Annotated in this window: 18 protein-coding genes and 1 tRNA gene; 10 read left to right on the top strand and 9 right to left on the bottom strand. The window is 68.0% G+C overall.

Translation table 11 applies throughout. The features are described from left to right. Positions 1-158: 158 nt before the first annotated feature. The gene (locus tag SK803_RS19810; protein ID WP_319967503.1) at positions 159-1,382 is read right to left on the bottom strand and encodes an NADP-dependent isocitrate dehydrogenase; all 1,224 of its coding nucleotides are present in this window, start codon (positions 1,380-1,382) and stop codon (positions 159-161) included. A gap of 272 nt (positions 1,383-1,654) precedes the next feature. Between SK803_RS19810 and SK803_RS19805 the strand changes: the two genes are divergently transcribed. From SK803_RS19805 to SK803_RS19790, 4 genes are all read left to right on the top strand, one after another. After that, entirely contained in the window at positions 1,655-2,461 is an 807-nt protein-coding gene (locus SK803_RS19805; RefSeq protein ID WP_319967502.1) for a metal-dependent hydrolase, read from the top strand. A 78-nt stretch (positions 2,462-2,539) separates the two neighbouring features. After that, on the top strand, positions 2,540-4,048 hold the full coding sequence (locus SK803_RS19800) for a PHP domain-containing protein (RefSeq protein WP_319967501.1): 1,509 nt from the start codon (positions 2,540-2,542) through the stop codon (positions 4,046-4,048). Further along, a complete protein-coding gene (locus SK803_RS19795; protein ID WP_319967500.1) occupies positions 4,045-4,527 on the top strand; it encodes a hypothetical protein in 483 nt (160 codons plus the stop codon). The genes SK803_RS19800 and SK803_RS19795 overlap by 4 nt, the downstream gene beginning before the upstream one ends. A gap of 10 nt (positions 4,528-4,537) precedes the next feature. Next, entirely contained in the window at positions 4,538-5,482 is a 945-nt protein-coding gene (locus tag SK803_RS19790; protein ID WP_319967499.1) for a ribose-phosphate diphosphokinase, read from the top strand. A 1-nt stretch (position 5,483) separates the two neighbouring features. Here the strand turns inward: SK803_RS19790 and SK803_RS19785 are convergent, their stop codons facing one another. Further along, positions 5,484-6,110, bottom strand: a complete 627-nt coding sequence (locus SK803_RS19785) for a TetR/AcrR family transcriptional regulator (RefSeq protein WP_319967498.1) — start codon at positions 6,108-6,110, stop codon at positions 5,484-5,486. A gap of 104 nt (positions 6,111-6,214) precedes the next feature. On the opposite strand from SK803_RS19785, the gene SK803_RS19780 reads away from it, so the two are divergent. Genes SK803_RS19780 through SK803_RS19770 form a run of 3 tightly spaced genes read left to right on the top strand, consistent with a single transcriptional unit; the run spans position 6,215 to position 8,322 of the window. Then, positions 6,215-7,264, top strand: coding sequence for a medium chain dehydrogenase/reductase family protein (locus SK803_RS19780; protein WP_319967497.1), 1,050 nt, complete (start codon positions 6,215-6,217; stop codon positions 7,262-7,264). Continuing rightward, complete coding sequence (locus tag SK803_RS19775; protein ID WP_319967496.1) at positions 7,261-7,719, top strand: TetR/AcrR family transcriptional regulator; 459 nt, start codon at positions 7,261-7,263, stop codon at positions 7,717-7,719. The genes SK803_RS19780 and SK803_RS19775 overlap by 4 nt, the downstream gene beginning before the upstream one ends. 15 nt (positions 7,720-7,734) lie before the next feature. Next, positions 7,735-8,322: an ABC transporter permease gene (locus tag SK803_RS19770; protein ID WP_319967495.1), complete on the top strand. Its 588-nt coding sequence runs from the start codon at positions 7,735-7,737 to the stop codon at positions 8,320-8,322. A gap of 5 nt (positions 8,323-8,327) precedes the next feature. Here SK803_RS19770 and SK803_RS19765 read toward each other — a convergent pair whose 3' ends face one another. Further along, positions 8,328-8,663 carry a nitroreductase/quinone reductase family protein gene (locus SK803_RS19765; protein ID WP_319967494.1) on the bottom strand — a complete coding sequence of 112 codons (336 nt, stop codon included), beginning with the start codon at positions 8,661-8,663 and terminating at the stop codon, positions 8,328-8,330. Between the two features lie 60 nt (positions 8,664-8,723). On the opposite strand from SK803_RS19765, the gene SK803_RS19760 reads away from it, so the two are divergent. Beyond that, the gene (locus tag SK803_RS19760; RefSeq protein ID WP_319967493.1) at positions 8,724-9,338 is read left to right on the top strand and encodes a TetR/AcrR family transcriptional regulator; all 615 of its coding nucleotides are present in this window, start codon (positions 8,724-8,726) and stop codon (positions 9,336-9,338) included. Here the strand turns inward: SK803_RS19760 and SK803_RS19755 are convergent. After that, positions 9,335-9,595 (bottom strand): Prokaryotic metallothionein, encoded by a 261-nt coding sequence (locus SK803_RS19755; RefSeq protein ID WP_086669330.1) that lies wholly within the window; start codon positions 9,593-9,595, stop codon positions 9,335-9,337. The genes SK803_RS19760 and SK803_RS19755 overlap by 4 nt on opposite strands. A gap of 20 nt (positions 9,596-9,615) precedes the next feature. Then, a complete protein-coding gene (locus tag SK803_RS19750; protein WP_319967492.1) occupies positions 9,616-9,987 on the bottom strand; it encodes an MmcQ/YjbR family DNA-binding protein in 372 nt (123 codons plus the stop codon). 32 nt (positions 9,988-10,019) lie between these two features. Between SK803_RS19750 and SK803_RS19745 the strand changes: the two genes are divergently transcribed. After that, a complete protein-coding gene (locus SK803_RS19745) occupies positions 10,020-10,448 on the top strand; it encodes a hypothetical protein (RefSeq protein ID WP_319967491.1) in 429 nt (142 codons plus the stop codon). Between the two features lie 48 nt (positions 10,449-10,496). Here SK803_RS19745 and SK803_RS19740 read toward each other — a convergent pair whose 3' ends face one another. Together SK803_RS19740 and SK803_RS19735 are read right to left on the bottom strand one after the other, a co-directional pair. Continuing rightward, entirely contained in the window at positions 10,497-11,732 is a 1,236-nt protein-coding gene (locus tag SK803_RS19740; protein ID WP_319967490.1) for a glycoside hydrolase family 18 protein, read from the bottom strand. Positions 11,733-11,870: 138 nt separating this feature from the next. Continuing rightward, a tRNA-OTHER gene (locus SK803_RS19735) sits at positions 11,871-11,944 on the bottom strand. A gap of 105 nt (positions 11,945-12,049) precedes the next feature. Between SK803_RS19735 and SK803_RS19730 the strand changes: the two genes are divergently transcribed. Beyond that, a complete protein-coding gene (locus SK803_RS19730; protein WP_319967489.1) occupies positions 12,050-13,165 on the top strand; it encodes a J domain-containing protein in 1,116 nt (371 codons plus the stop codon). Here SK803_RS19730 and SK803_RS19725 read toward each other — a convergent pair. Further along, complete coding sequence (locus tag SK803_RS19725; RefSeq protein ID WP_319967488.1) at positions 13,162-13,560, bottom strand: hypothetical protein; 399 nt, start codon at positions 13,558-13,560, stop codon at positions 13,162-13,164. The two genes, SK803_RS19730 and SK803_RS19725, sit on opposite strands and share 4 nt — an antisense overlap. 78 nt (positions 13,561-13,638) lie before the next feature. Further along, a complete protein-coding gene (locus tag SK803_RS19720) occupies positions 13,639-15,576 on the bottom strand; it encodes an ATP-binding protein (protein WP_319967487.1) in 1,938 nt (645 codons plus the stop codon). Between the last annotated feature and the right edge of the window lie 137 nt (positions 15,577-15,713).

Raw genomic sequence — 15,713 nt, 5'->3', positions numbered from 1 at the left:
CTAATGCCCAGACCTGGAGATATAGCGGCTGGAGGTCCCGTGTGGAGGGCTCGGCGCGGCAACCACCCGCAAGAGGAACCGACCGGGTGACGCGCAACGAGAAGGGCCACCCCGGCGTGACCGGGGTGGCCCTTTCGACTGCGTGAATCAGGCGAGGATCAGAACGACGCCATCTTCTTCTTGAGGTTCTCGTCGAGCGCGGCGAGGAAGTCCTCGGTGGTCAGCCACGCCTGGTCCTTGCTGATCAGCAGGGCCAGGTCCTTGGTCATCTGACCGGCCTCGACGGTCTCGATCACGACCTCCTCGAGCGCCTCGGCGAAGCGGATCACCTCGGGGGTGTTGTCCAGCTTGCCGCGGTGCATGAGGCCACGGGTCCACGCGTAGATCGACGCGATGGGGTTCGTGGAGGTCGGCTTGCCGGCCTGGTGCTGGCGGAAGTGACGCGTCACGGTGCCGTGCGCGGCCTCGGCCTCGACCGTCTTGCCGTCCGGCGTCATCAGGACCGACGTCATCAGGCCGAGCGAGCCGAAGCCCTGCGCGACCGTGTCGGACTGGACGTCACCGTCGTAGTTCTTGCACGCCCAGACGTAGCCGCCCTCCCACTTCATGGCCGCGGCGACCATGTCGTCGATGAGGCGGTGCTCGTAGGTGAGGCCCTTGGCGTCGAACTCCGCCTTGAACTCCTCGTTGAACACGCGCTCGAAGATGTCCTTGAAGGCGCCGTCGTAGGCCTTCAGGATCGTGTTCTTCGTCGACATGTAGACGGGGTAGCCCCGCTGCAGGCCGTAGGAGAACGAGGCGCGGGCGAAGTCCTCGATGGACTTGTTGTAGTTGTACATGCCCATCGCCACACCGCCCTCCGCCGGGAACTCGGTGACGACGTGCTCGATCGGGTCCGAGCCGTCCTCCGGCTGGAACGTGATCGTGAGCTTGCCGGCGCCGGGCACCTTGAAGTTGGTGGCCTTGTACTGGTCACCGTGCGCGTGACGGCCGATGATGATCGGCTTCGTCCAGCCCGGCACCAGCCGCGGGACGTTCGAGATGATGATCGGCTCGCGGAAGACGACACCGCCGAGGATGTTGCGGATCGTGCCGTTCGGCGAGACCCACATCTTCTTCAGGCCGAACTCCTCGACGCGCGCCTCATCAGGGGTGATGGTGGCGCACTTGACGCCGACGCCGTGCTTCTTGATGGCGTTCGCGGCGTCGATCGTGACCTGGTCGTCGGTGGCGTCCCGGTGCTCGATGCCCAGGTCGTAGTACTCCAGAGTGACGTCCAGGTACGGGTGGATCAGCTTGTCCTTGATGAACTGCCAGATGATCCGGGTCATCTCGTCGCCGTCGAGTTCGACGACGGTGCCCTGAACCTTGATCTTGCCCATAATCCTGGGCGCTCCTCTCGCGACGATGCAAGCAGGACAAGCGTACTGGTAAATCGCCGTCCTGTGCCTGCGACCCTGGTTACATCGATTCAACTGGCGCCCAGCACTGCGCCATTGGTGTGAACCGTAGTCCTCTCGCCCACTGGTCACCACGAGAGAGGGCCCCACCTGGCAGGAGTCGATCTTCTTCGCCGTTGAACGAGTTTCGCTCCGGCGGCGTTCAAGCAACGACTACTGTCAGCACGGTCGGGTGATCATCAGAAAGGGCGTAAGTGTCAACTGGGCCAACACATGCGATGAGCGGGCTGCTCGCCTGGAGCGCCGTCACCGCGATCGCGTCAACTCACCCGATCGGCCAGCTTTCGCCGCAGAGCTGGGCCGTTGGTGCGGTTCTCGCCACTGGCGCGGCACTTCTGCCCGACCTGGACCACCCCGGATCGACCATCTCGCGCACGTTCGGAGCACTGAGCAGCGGGCTGTCCGCCGGCATCAACACGTTGAGCAGCTTCGTTTACCGGACAACGCGCCTGAAAAGAGACTCCAAGCGAGACGGCGGACATCGCGGTCTCACGCACACGCTCGTCTTCGCGATGTTCGCCGCCGTCTTCACCGCCGCGGTCATTCAGAACAGCCAGAAGTGGGCGCTGCCCGTGCTGATGTTCGTGTTCGCCGGACTGGCGGTGCGCGGCATCATGAACGACTGGTGCCCCAAGCAGGACGCGCTGCTGATCACCGTGGTGTCGGCGGGGATCACCTGGGCGATGATCGCGTGGACCGCACAGACGGACGCTTCCGCGGCGGCGTGCGGGATCGCGGTCGGCATCGGGTGTTTCGCGCACTACATCGGTGACGCGATCACCGAGCAGGGCTGCCCGATCCTGTGGCCGATCCCGATCATGGGCAAGACGTGGTTCCCGGTGGCGCCGCCGAAGATCATGCGGATGAAGACCGGCGGCGTGGTCGAGATGGCGATCGTCGGGCCGATCGTGACGATCCTGTCGATCTGGCTGGGTCTCGCGGCGTTGCAGGGGACGGGCGCGTTGCCGTTCCTGGACTGGGTGGACCTGCTTCCGATCTAGTTCATTTCGCGTCCACCTCCACCACACCCGATCGGCCTAGCCTCCACGGACCCCGACCCGTCGCGTGGAGGTTCAGCCATGTCCGAAGTAGCCCGCAGACGCTTTCTCCAGGGGGCGGGCGTGCTGGGTGTGGCGGGAGCGCTGGGCACCGGTACCGCCTCGGCGACCAACCGCTACCAGTGGCTTTCCGGCGACCACCACGCACACACGCAGTACTCGTACGACGGCATGTACACCATCGAGCAGCAGATCCGTGGTGCGTTGCGGCACGGCACGGACTGGCTCGTGATCACCGACCACGGCCACGCGTCGCACGAGGCGCACTCCGTCGAGGCGACGGCGGCGGACATCAAGCGCGCCCAGCGGAAGTTCCCGCAGTTGCTGCTGTGGCACGGGATGGAGTGGAACGTTCCCGGAGCCGAGCACGCGACGGTGTTCTTCGAGGACTGCCGTGACGAGGCCGGCGTGCTGCGCGACTTCGAGCGGCAGTTCGACTGGCGGCTCAACGGCCAGGAAGCGTCGAACCCCGCCAACGAGCGCAAGGCGCTGGACGCGGTCCGGTGGCTCCAGACCAAGATCCGCAACGGCACGATGAAGTCCGCGCTGGTGTTCGTGAACCACCCGATGCGCAACGGCCGGGTGGCGCCCCACGAGCTCCGCGCCCTGCGTGACCTGGCTCCCGACATCGTTGTCGGCATGGAGGGCGCGCCCGGAGCGCAGGGGGACGGCGACCCGTTGCGCGGTCCCGGCGGCCACCGCGGCGGGTACGCGAACAGCCCCGGCTCGAACTCCTACGCGCCCTATCCGCCCGAGGCCTACAGGACCTACGGCGGCTTCGACTGGATGACAGCGAAGGTCGGCGGCGTCTGGGACTCGCTGCTCGCCGAGGGGCTCGGCTGGTGGATCACGTCGAACTCCGACTCGCACTTCAACTCGCGCGACACGATCGTCCGAGTGCCGGAGCCGGGCGACCAGTTCGACCTGACCGGCAAGCACCTCGACGCGATCGAGGGCGGCGTGCCCCAGGTTCTGCCGCCCTACGTCGACTTCTTCCCCGGCGAGTTCTCCCGGACCGTCGTCGGCGCCACCCGGCGGACGCGGGGCGCGGTGATGGAGGGCTTGAGGGCAGGCCGAGCGTGGGTTTCGCACGGCGGGCTGGTAGATGATCTTCAATTCCACGTTTACGCATCCGGCGGAACCGCGACGATGGGCGGCCGCCTGCGGGTGCGTCGCGGCTCGGACGTGACCGTGCTGGTCAAGGCACGTCTGGCAACTCGCCCCAACAGCGCGGGTTTCGTGCCACGATTGAGCCGTTTGGACCTCATCAAGGGCGCGGTAACCGGACGATCATCATCTGAAACGTTGGCCACGCCACATGTGAAGGTCGAGCGATCCTACGAGCCGCGCTGGCACTATGCGGTCTTCACGCACACGTTCCGCAACGTCCGGGAGCCTTTTTACCTCCGGTTGCGCGGAACCGACGGCAACCGCGGCGCGTTCGAACCGCAGGCGGACACACCGGGAGCCGCGAACCCGTGGGAGGACCTGTGGTGCTACACCAACCCGATCTTCGTGGAGGTCAGGTGACCAGCACCTTCGTCGGCATCGACGCCGGCTATGAAAACCGCTGGGAAGCGGAGAAGATCGCGTTGGAGCTGCACGACACAGTGCTGACCACGGCCCGAACGGTCGTGGTGCACGAGGTCGACAGCCACTTCGCGATGTCCTTCCTCCTGCCAGTGCCCCCGTCGGACGCAGTGGTGAACTCACTGGTCGCCCAGGGTTTCGGCGTCTCCGTACGCGGCGCGTTCTCAGCACGTCAGGTAGGCCCGGAGGCGCTTCGAGTAGGCGCCTCCACTGCTGCCGAGGCCCATCAACACCGCCGCGAGGGACGCGCTCTGCGGTACCAAGGCCAACGGTCGTTGCGCGGCCGTCACGGCGTCTCGGACATCCTGGCGTTCACGGCCATCGAGGTCGTTTTACCGCGCGGCACGCACACCGTCGACACGCGCGGGAACCTGACCCCGTTCTTCCGCGACGGCAAGTTGGTGCTGGTCATCGACTAGATTTCGGGGTGTGCGTGACATCGCTGTCTTCAGTGGTTCTGCCCATCCCGACCTCGCCGCCGAGATCTGCCGGCACGTCGGCGTGGACCTGTCCCCCAGCCGCCTGACGCGGTTCGCGAACGACTGCCTCGAGGTGCAGTTGCAGGCGAACTGCCGCGAGCGGGACGTGTTCCTGATCCAGCCGCTGGTGCCGCCGGTGCAGGAACACCTCGTCGAACTGCTGCTGATGCTGGACGCCGCCCGTGGCGCCTCCGCCGCGCGCACGACCGTGGTGTTGCCGCACTACGCCTACGCACGTTCGGACAAGAAGGACGCGCCGCGGATCTCGATCGGCGGACGCCTGGTCGCCGACCTGATGGTGGCCGCCGGGGCCTCGCGAGTGCTGGCGATGACGTTGCACTCGCCGCAGGTGCACGGGTTCTTCTCGGTGCCCGTCGACCACCTGCACGCGCTGCGCGAGTTGGCCGCGCACTTCTCGGCCTACGACCTGTCGAACACCGTTGTGGTGTCACCGGATCTCGGCAACGCCAAGGAAGCCGCGCACTTCGCCCGGATCTTGGGGCTGCCGGTCGCGGCTGGGGCGAAGCAGCGGTTCGCCGACGACAAGGTGCAGATCCAGACCGTGATCGGCGAGGTGGCCGGGCGCGACGTGATCGTGCTGGACGACGAGATCGCCAAGGGGTCGACGGTGATCGAGTTGCTGGACAAGCTGCGGGAGCGCGGGGCCGGGCCGATCCGGGTCGCGTGCACGCACGGATTGTTCTCTTCTGGGGCGCTGGAACGGTTGCAGGCCTTCGACGACGTGCTGGAGATCGTTGCGACGAACACGGTGCCGATTCCGGATTCGAAGGTCGTGCCGAAGTTGAAGGTGTTGTCGATCGCGCCGGCGATGGCGGAGGCGATGCGGCGGATCAACGTCGGGGAGTCGGTGTCGACGCTGTTCGAGGCACCCTGACCTACTCCAGGTGCGCCAGCGCCGTGATCAACCGCTCCGCGACGTCCGCCGGCCCCGGCATCTTGCGCACCACGGCCCGTTGGTGCGCAAGGCCGTGCAGCCCGAGCCACAACGCGACCGCATCGCCGTAGAGGTCGTCGCTCCCGTGCGCGATCCCGGCTTCCACGCACGCGCCGAGCACCTCGGCGAGCAGCGTCAACGCCTCCGCGCCCAGTGAGTCCAGGTCGGCATCGGTGATCGAGGTGTCGTCGACGGACGGGGTCCACAGGCCGCCGAACATGATCCGGTAGCGCTGCGGGTGCAGCAACGCCAGGTCCAGGTAGGCGTTGCACACCGCGAAGAGGCGCGTTCGGGCGTCCGGGCCGGCGTTCTGGTCGGCTTCGCGCAGTGCGCAGGCGAGTGCGTCCATCTCCTGCTGGACGACCGCCAGCATGATCGACGGCTGGTCCGCGAAGTGCGCGTAGATCGACGGGGCCGCGATGCCGGCCTTGCGGGCCACCGAGCGCAGGGTCACCGCGCGTTCGTCGCCGCCCTCGTCCAGCAGCGCCAACGCCGCGGCGATGATCTCCTCGCGCAGTTTCCCGCCCTCACCCCGGCGGTTGCGCCTGCGTGGCTCCGTGTTCGTCACGGTCGTAACCATACACCTGAAAGTTTATGGGTGTTAGGTCTTGCACTCATAGACTTACGGGCGTTAGCTTATGGCCGTAAGCACAGCGACCTGAGGAGCCAGAGATGAACGCCACCACCGCCACCACCCGCGTCACCGAGATCGTGCTGCCGGGCGTGGTCGAGCCCGTCGGCCTGCAGGTTCAGGTCCGCGACCTGGCCGCGCCGGGTGCGGGTCAGGTCGTCCTGCGGATGGACGCGACCGGCGTTTCGTTCGCCGAGCAGCAGATGCGCCTGGGCAAGTACTACGACCAGCCCGCGTTCCCGTTCGTGCCCGGTTACGACGTGGTCGGCACGGTTGTCGCGACCGGTGACGGGGTGGATCGCGACCTGCGCGGCCACCGGTTCGCCGCGGTCACCAAGGTCGGCGGGTGGGCGAGCCACCTGATCGTCGAGGCGGCGGATCTGGTGCCGGTACCGGACGGCGTGGACGCGGCCGCCGCCGAGACCGTGGTCGTCAACGGCGTCACGGCGTGGCAGATGATGTACCGCACCGCGAAGGTCGAGCGGGGCGACACGATCGTGGTGCTCGGCGCGAACGGCGGGGTCGGGTCGACGCTCGTCCAGCTCGCGAAGCACGCGGGCATCAAGGTCATCGGCACGGCTTCCGCCCGCCACCACGACGCGGTGCGCGAGCTCGGCGCGATTCCCGTCGACTACCGCGACCCGCACATGTACGACCGGATCCGCGAGATCGCGCCGGACGGGGTCGACGCCGTGTTCGACCACGTCGGTGGCGCCGGCCTGATGGAGTCGTGGAAGTTGCTGCGCCGGGGCGGTGCGCTGGTCAACTACGGTTCGGCCGCGACGAAGGACGAGCCGGGCAACGCGATGCTGCCGGTGCTGAAGCTGTTCGGGCGCCTCATGCTGTGGAACGTCCTGCCCAACGGCAAGCGCGCCGGGTTCTACAACTTCTGGGCCGGCAAGCGTTTCCGTGCCGCCGCGTTCCGTGCGCGGTTGAGCGAGGACCTCACGCAGGTGCTCCGCCTGGTCGGCGCCGGTGCGCTCACGCCGCAGATCGCCGCGCGCATCCCGTTGCCGGAGGCCGCCGCCGCGCTCGCGCTGGCCGAGTCGCGCACGGTGCTGGGCAAGGTCGTCATCGTTCCGGAGCCGTGAGCAGGCCCGGCTGCCGTCAGGCCATCGTGGCGGCGGCGACCGGCCTGGTCGACCAGGACCGCGCCGTGACGCTGCGGGCCGTGTCCCGCGCGGCGGACGTCCCCACGTCGTCGATCTACCAGTACTTCCCCGATCCACCAGCGATCCTGCTGGCCGTGTGCCACGAGGCCTTCCACGAACTCGAAGCCGCCGTTCTCGGTGCGGCCGGCGCCTACGCGGCAGGCCTCGCCTACCTGGACTTCGCCGTCGCACACCCCCGCCGCTACCGCGTGATGTTCGGTGCGGCCGATCTCTCCGAACCGGCACTGCGGTTGTTCACCCGAGTCCTCGCCGACTCCGATCGCGCCATGACGTTGTGGCTGGGCCTGCACGGTCTCGCCGATCAACGCGCGTCAGTCCGCCGCTCGTCGCAGTTCACCGTCCTCGCACCGCGCCTGATCACTTCACTCATCTGACTTCCGGAGGTCCCCATGAACGCCACCGCGATCCGCTCGGCCATCGCCGCGCCGGCCGATGAGGTCGACAACCGCGCCGCCTACCTGGGTTTCGCGTTCGCCTACGTGTTCGGCCACGGCGCCGCGCTGCTCTCCAAATCCGGCCTGGTCGTCATGCCGTTCTGGTTGCCGATCGGGTTGCTCGCCACCGGCCTCGTCGCCGGCACGGTCTTCGCCATGACCGCGTCGTCACGTGCCCAGCGGGCCGCCTCGGAGTCGCGGCGACGAGCCGAGAAGCTCGTCGGCACTGCCTGGGTCACCGGTTTCGCCGCGCTGGCGCTGGCGGTCACCGGCCTGAGCACGGTGTTCGACAAACCCGAGCTGCAGACCGTGTTGTGGCCGGCCGGGTCGACCATCGTCGTCGGCCTGATCTACATCGCCGAAGGCGCCATCCGCGGCAACGCGTTGCACTACAACCTGGGCACCTGGCTCATGCTGGTCGCGGCGGCGACGTTGTTCGTCCCCGGAGCCGGTTTCTTCGGCGTGCTGGCGGTGCTGGGCGGCGCGGCCTACCTGCTGGCGGCGTTCCTGGAGCCACGCCGGTTGGCTTCCCTTGCCAGGTAAGGGTTCTAGAGCTGCACTCGCACCGTGACACGACCTTTGTCGTCACGGTGCGATGTCGCGTGTCCGGTCTTTGCGCCGCCATCCAGGTCAAGGGTGAGCGGACCGCCTTCGCCGTTGAAGTTGCGCCACCAGGTCTTGGCGTCCGGCATCATCACGCGGATCTCGACGACGTCACCTTTGCGTTGGTAGCCAACGGGTGTGGTGAACGTTCGGCCCGACTTCCGCCCCGTGTAGGTCACCACGGTGATCCCTTTGCGCATGAGCTTCCCGACGAGCGGCGCGTCACGCAGTCCGACCATCCACTTGTTGACCGTGCGCACCATCGGCCCCTGAACTCTCATGCTTCTCAACGTAGCCTCACAAGTGGAGACCCCCGTCCACTTGAGGCGAAGTGAGATGAAGTGACCGCTGAACCGTCTCAGATGCGTGTCGACGCGCGGGAGAACCGCGCGCGAGTGCTGGCCGTGGCGCGGGAACTGTTCGCGCAACGCGGGCTGGAGGTGCCGATGGCCGCGATCGCCCGTCGTGCGGGAGTCGGCGTCGCCACCCTGTACCGCCGCTTCCCCACCAAGGAAGCGCTGGTCGTGGAGGCCTTCACCGAGCAGTTCGCCGTCTGCCAGGCCGTGATCGAGGAAGCGCTGACGGACCCGGACCCGTGGCGCGGGTTCCGCACGGTGATCGAGAAGGTGTGCCTGCTGCAGGCCACCGATCGCGGGTTCACGGCGGCGTTCGTCGCGTCGTTCCCCGACATGCACTCCGAGGTCCGAGGCCGGACGTGGCAGGCGTTCACCACGTTGGTCGAACGGGCGAAGGACAGCGGGCAGCTGCGGCCCGACTTCTCACCACACGACCTGACGCTGCTGCTCGTGGCCAACGGCGGCCTCGCCGGCATGCCGGTCGAGGTCGCCGTGGCCGCGTCGAAACGGCTGGTCGCCTACCTGCTGGAGTCGTTCCGGAGCGGCACGGACGCGCTACCGCCGGCCGTGCCGCTCAGCCTGGACCTCGTCCTGAGCTAGCCGGGATGGGCGCCGACGGTGTCGCGGATCATCGCGCCCAGGTCGGTGGACGCCGAACGCGCGCAGTGGGCGCAGCAGAAGAAGCGGCCCTCCACCTCCACGCCGTGCCCGATCACGCGGCAGTCGCAGTGTTCGCAGCGCGGTGCGAGGCGTTGGATCGCGCACTCGAAGCTGTCGAACGTGTGCACGCCGCCGCCGACGGTGCGCACCTCGAAGGCCATCCAGTACTCGTTGCCACAGACGTCACAGGTCGCCATGCGCGGAAGACTGCGGCAGGTCAGTCAGGTCGGCAACTTGAGGCGTCGAGTTGCGCGACCAGAGTCTTCGGGGCAATCACCCGATAGGCGTCCTCGACGAGGTCCGCGATCACGTCCCAGTCCACCTCGACGTCCAGGTACACGCCGAGCCAGCCGCGGTGGCCCACGTAGGGCGGGCGGAAGTACCGCCCGGGGTCTTGGGCGACCAGAGTGGCCTGCACGTCGGGACCTGCCGCGCACCAGAACGCCACGCGGTCGTCGTGGTGCTGGTTGGCCGACATCACGAAGGTCTTCTTGCCGCGCACGAACCAGGTGGGCTCGCCGTGGCTCAGCCGTTCGGTGACCTCTGGCAGCGCCAGGCAGAGGCGGCGGAGGTGTTCGAATGCGTCCACCCGGACATCCTGTGCCCTCGGGGGTCAAGCTTTTGGCAAGAACCCTGCAAGGCGGTGCGGCCAGCATTTCGGTCGCGACGGAACTGCTGGCCACCGCGGCTGCGACCGCCGGCCTTTCGATCGCGCTGCTCGGCGGTGTCAGGTCGGTGCGACCGCCGCACCGGCCGAGGCTCCGATCTCGGCCGCCGCCACGTGCAGCGGAGCGGGCTGCGACGGCAAGGACCCGTACGACAGCGGCTGCGGGGGCCGGTCGCAAGGCGAGCGCGAAGGGCACGTTCATCCTGTACTACTCCAGCACGTGCAAGACGAACTGGATCGAGACGCCGAACTTCGCCGGCGGCACCCCCAACCTGGAGATGACGGTCTGGGACCAGGGGCGGGGCAAGACCGTCCGCTTCACCGCGAAACCCACGGCCGGCCGGCACTACGGCAACATGGTCGAGCGGCTGCTGATCTCGTGAAACCCGTGGCCGGACGCGACGTCCGGCCACGGGTTTCGAGCTTCAGACTCAGCCGGTGCCGGCCCGCACCGCGCTGATCAGCTCGCCGTTGGTCGTGTCACCGGAGAGTTCCCAGAAGAACACGCCCCCCATGTTCTGACCGCTGGCCCACGAGATCTTGCTGCGGATCGTGGCCGGGGTGTCGTAGCTCCACCACTGGCTGCCGCACTTGGCGTACGCCGTGCCCGCGACGGTTCCGTTGGCCGGGCAACGTCCCTTGAGCACCTTGTAGTCCTCGATGCCGGCCTCGTACGTGCCGGGTGCGGCACCGGTCGCCGTGCCGCCGGGCGCCGACTGGGTGACACCTGTCCAGCCGCGACCGTAGAAACCGAGGCCCAGCAACATCTTGTTGGCTGGAATGCCCTTGCTCTTGAGCTTCTGGATCGCCGCGTCGGTGTTGAATCCCGCCGTCGGGATGCCGGGGTAGGACGTGAGCGGCGAGTGCGGCGCGGTCGGGCCCTGGGCCGCCCAGGCGCCGAAGAAGTCGTACGTCATCGGGTTGTACCAGTTCACGTACTGCGCGGCGCCGGCGTAGTCCGCCTTGTCGATCTTGCCGCCGTTCGACCCGTCCGCGGTGATCGCGGCGGTCACGAGGTTGCTGCTGCCGAAGCGGTTGCGAACGGCCTGCATCAGCACCTTGAACGAGTTGAAACCGCTGGTGTCACAGGTGAGCCCGCACGCGTTGGGGTACTCCCAGTCGATGTCGATGCCGTCGAACACGTCCGCCCAGCGCGGGTCCTCGACGAGCTTGTAGCAGGAGTCCGCGAACGCCGCCGCCGCGCTCGGGCTGCTCGCCGCCGCCGGGAAGCCGCCGGACCAGGTCCAGCCGCCGAAGGAGAACAGGACCTTGAGGTTCGGGTTCAGCTTCTTCAGCTTGCGCAGCTGGTTGAAGTTGCCGCGCAACGCACCCGCGTCCCAGGTGTCCGACGTACCGTCCACAGAGGACGCCGCGTCGTAGAACTTGTCGTAGTCCGCGTAGGTGTCACCGAGCACGCAACGGCCGCCGGACACGTTGCCGAACGCGTAGTTGATGTGCGTGAGCTTGCTGGCGGAGCCGGACGTGCGGATGTTCTTGACGTGGTAGTTGCGCTGGTAGACGCCCCACTGCACGAAGTAGCCCACGACGCGCTTGGTGATCGCCTGGGCTCCGACGTCGGACTGCGGTGCGGCTTGCGAGGCTGGTGCCGCGAGAGTGGCTGCCGTTAACAGGGCTGTCGCGGCCGCGATGATTCTGCGCCTGAACATGCGGTCTCCTCGATGGGTGACAGGCGCGGCGGCGCTTCCCCAAGCTAGGTGGACTAGACCACTGCCGTCAACAGGTGAACCAGGGCCAGAACCTGGCCGTACGAGGAGGAGGGAAGGCGAGAAGGGCGAGATGTTGAGCGGGACCGGCCGGATTCGAACCGGCGTTCTCCCTCCGTGCCGGAGGGCGCGTCGACCACTGCGCTACAGGCCCCAACGCACTGCCTGTTCCACACTAGTCGGCGAACTGCGGGCCGTATGCCCTGCGAAAGTGTTGGACCCAATAAGGTTCGTGCATCAACCTCGGACTGGACGGTGTCGTGCCAGGGATCGACTACTACGAGTTGCTCGGTGTCAGCCGGGGCGCCAGTGCCTCGGAGATCAAGTCGGCGTACCGCTCACTCGCCAAGGTCATGCACCCCGACGCGGGTGGGACGTCTGGCGGCTTCCGCATGCTCCAGGAGGCCTACGAGACGCTGAAGGACCCGGTCCGGCGCGCCGACTACGACCGCCCCGCGGTGGTGGTGCCGCCGGTCGTTCGTCCGCAGGCACGCCCGCGACCTCGTCGAACGGGCCGTACCGGCAAGCTGCGCGACTTCGGTGACGACCCGAACTACACGCCGCCACGCCCCCGCGTCGACCTCGGCGTGATGGACTGGTGGAACCGCATCGACCTCGGCGCGCGCGTCCGCTACGTCCCCGCCGCGGGCCTCGGCCACGCCCCGGCGGCCGCCGCGATCGGCGGGTGGTTCGTCCTGCTCATCCCGTTGGCGCTGCCGTTGTCCCCGCTCCTGCTGGCCGTCTGGCTACCGCTGGTGGCGGGCGCCGGTTACGCCGCGTTCCGACTGGTGCGTCGCTACATCGTGACCTCGAGGGCCGAACGGGCGTTCGCGGGTGAGTACGACGGGAACACCATTTTCGGCCGTACGGGTGAAAACAGACGCGAACGGCTGACCGCCGGACTGCTGACGGAGTACCTCACCCAGCTACCGGGCGTGCGGATCTTCCACGGCCTCGCCTGGCCGGGTTCCGTCTTCACCGACGTCGACCACGCGCTGCTCTGCGGACGCCGCCTGGTCCTGATCGAGTCGAAGTCCTGGCTGCCCGGCCACTACTACTGCGACGAGGACGGCGAACTCTGGCGCAACGGCCACCCGTTCCGCGGCGGCGGCTCACAACTCCTCGAAGGCGTGGAACGCTTCGCCGAAGTCCTGCCCTGGCTGGAGATCCGCGGCGCGCTGATCATCTACCCGAGTCGCACCGGCGAGGTCACCTGCGACGACGACCTCGACTTCGAGGTGCCGCCGATGACCCCGGAGCAGTTCGTGCGCGAGATCGGCGACTGGCTGGCCGACGACCCTGCCACCGTGGACCGCGAGGCGCTGCGCGTGCTGGTGCGCCAGGTGGTGTCCGAGGTCCGGGTGGCCGGCGCCTAGTTCCCGCAGGCCCGTTCCCGGTCGACCCGCCGCGTCCCGCCGCACAGGCTCGTCTCGACCTTCCTGTCGGACGCGTCGCCCGTGGCGAAGACCAGGTAGTCCTTGCCCACCACGAGCTTCGCCCCGCACGAGGCGCTGCTCATCTCGGTGATGACGCTGACGTACCGCGGCACGTCCCCCTTGCGTTCCTTGGAGACGACCACCCGATAACGCACCTTCTGGTCCGGCTCGTCGGACTTCGCCAGGATCCGGCCCTGGAACACGTGGTCGGCCCTGGCGAACGCCTGCTCCTCGGTGGCCGGCACGCAACTGCAGGCGTGCGCGGTGCCCGTGAACACGGCCGTCATGCCGGCTATGAGCGCGGCGGCGAAGAACAGTCCGACCGTGCGTGTCATGCGAAAACCCCCTGATCAGCACCCCTTCGGTGCTGAGGAGACGGGGTGCACGCGGTGTGCGGTTGCACCCCGTTCCACTCAGCGGTCTGCGAGCAGGTCAAGCCGGCACACGGCCCGTTCGACGTCGGCCGCCCTGCACTGCGCCCGGTAGAGCGCCAGCGCGGCTCCCCAGCACGACTTCGCCCACGCGATCCTGCCCATCGCGGCGTAGGTCTCACCGAGCTGCGCGAGCGTGTCCGCCTCCGCGTAGCTGTTGCCCAGCTCGCGGCGGATGGTGAGCGCACTTTCGTGGTACGCCATCGCACACGCGTGGTCGCCGGCAGCTCCGGCCAGCATGCCGAGGGCGTTGAACGCGGCGGCCTTGCCCGGCGCGTACCCATGCTCCCGGAACACGACCAGCGCGTCCTCCGCGGACGTCCAGGCCAGCACCTGATTGTTCAGCTTGCCCGCGAACGACCCCATGAGGATCAACGCCCACCCTTCACGCAACGACGCCCCGGCCTCGCGGTAGAGCCGCAACGCCTCGTTCGCGTGCCGCAGAGCCCGTTCGACGTCTCCCTGCTTGCTCGCCGCGTGTGCCGACGCGTGGTGCACCTCCGCCAGCTTGTGCGGATCACCGAGCTCACCAGCCAGCACCAAGGCCTGGTCGAGCTGCTCGAACGCCTCGTCGTGCCGCATCAGCCTCGAGTACGCGAAGCCCAGCATCTGGCGCACGAGCACCTTCGGCCGCAGCTCGACCGACTCGCGCACCGCGACGGACGCGGCCTGCCACGCCAGCAGATCGTCGTGCAGATGCCCCCGCCACCAGTGGTAGCCGTGCAGCGCCCAGGCCAGCTGCCACACCACGTCACCGCTCGCGGTCTGTTGCGCCGCAACGATGTTCCGGTGCTCGACGTCGAACCACTCGACAGCCTCGTTCTGCGAGGAGAACTCCAGCGGCACGCACCCCGGCGCAGGCGGCCTGCGCACGACCTCCTCGCTGTCGGGGTCGAGCAGCACATCACCGCGACGCGCCGTGTGCAGGTAGAAGTCCACCAACCTGCGCATCGCGAGGTGCCGCGACTCGTCCCGCTGCGCCAGTTCCTCCGCGTAGAGCTGCACCAGATCGTGCATGCGGTAGCGCCCCGGCATGTGCTCGTGCACGAGCGAAACCCGTTCCAGGGCACGAAGAACCCCCGCCGCCTGCCGCTGCGGCAGACCCGCGAGACTCGCCACCGCCGCCAGACTGATGTCCGCGCCGCCGGCCAGACCGAGCAAGCGGAAGACCACCGCCTCCTCCGGCAGCAGCGCCTCGTACGACCACGACAACACCGCGGACAGACTCGTGACCCCGTCACCGTCGTCGAACGCATCCAGCCGGGTCGTCGTGTTCGCCAACTCGTCGACCAGCCCCGCCAACGGAAACGACGGGTGCGCCGTCGCCCTGCTCGCGACCAGGCTCAACGCCAAAGGCAATCCCGCACAACACGCGATCAGGTCGTCGGCGGCCTCAGCCTCCTCCGCCACCCGCTGCGCACCGATGAGCGTGCTCAGCAACTCCCGCGCCTCCGCCTCCGACAACACATCGAGCGTGACCGACCGAGCACCATGACTCCGCACGAGCCCCGCGAGCCGATCCCGGCTCGTCACGATCACCACGCACGTCGGACTTCCCGGCAACAAGGGCGCGGCCTGCGCCGTGTCGCGCGCGTTGTCGAGCACGATGAGCATCCGCCGGCCCGCCACCAGACTCCGGTACAGGCCGAACTGCGCCCCGGCGTCCACCGGGATGCGATCAGCGGCGATCCCGAACGCATCGATAAACCCGCGCACCGCCGTGTTCAATGACAAAGGCTGGCCACTTGCGTCCCGCCCGCGCAGGTCGACGAACAACTGCCCGTCCGGAAATAGTTCGAGATTACGGTGCGCCCAGTACAAGGCCAGCCACGTCTTACCGATACCACCGGTACCGGCCAACGCGGAAACCACCACCGCAGTCCCGTCCCGCACCGCCTCGTCCATTGCCTCGGCCAGCAACTCAAGTTCCTGATCACGCCCAACACACATGAACGGCGCAGGTGGCAACTGCTGCGGCACCGGTGTGACCTGCTCAGACGCATGTACGTGCACATCCCCTCGAATGGAGCCGGCCTGCACCACCGACCCCTTCACGC

This window comes from Lentzea miocenica (assembly GCF_033949945.1).
Taxonomy (GTDB): Bacteria; Actinomycetota; Actinomycetes; order Mycobacteriales; family Pseudonocardiaceae; genus Lentzea; species Lentzea miocenica.
The sequence above is the reverse complement of the archived record's forward strand: the minus strand, read 5'-3'. Positions and strand labels throughout refer to the sequence as shown.

What these genes read in the sequence shown, in the direction of transcription:
- SK803_RS19810 (WP_319967503.1), bottom strand. Translation starts at nt 1,382, where the DNA reads ATGGGCAAGATCAAGGTTCAGGGCACCGTCGTCGAACTCGACGGCGAC.
- SK803_RS19800 (WP_319967501.1), top strand. Translation starts at nt 2,540, where the DNA reads ATGTCCGAAGTAGCCCGCAGACGCTTTCTCCAGGGGGCGGGCGTGCTG.
- SK803_RS19780 (WP_319967497.1), top strand. Translation starts at nt 6,215, where the DNA reads ATGAACGCCACCACCGCCACCACCCGCGTCACCGAGATCGTGCTGCCG.
- SK803_RS19770 (WP_319967495.1), top strand. Translation starts at nt 7,735, where the DNA reads ATGAACGCCACCGCGATCCGCTCGGCCATCGCCGCGCCGGCCGATGAG.
- SK803_RS19765 (WP_319967494.1), bottom strand. Translation starts at nt 8,663, where the DNA reads ATGAGAGTTCAGGGGCCGATGGTGCGCACGGTCAACAAGTGGATGGTC.
- SK803_RS19755 (WP_086669330.1), bottom strand. Translation starts at nt 9,595, where the DNA reads ATGGCGACCTGTGACGTCTGTGGCAACGAGTACTGGATGGCCTTCGAG.
- SK803_RS19740 (WP_319967490.1), bottom strand. Translation starts at nt 11,732, where the DNA reads ATGTTCAGGCGCAGAATCATCGCGGCCGCGACAGCCCTGTTAACGGCA.
- SK803_RS19725 (WP_319967488.1), bottom strand. Translation starts at nt 13,560, where the DNA reads ATGACACGCACGGTCGGACTGTTCTTCGCCGCCGCGCTCATAGCCGGC.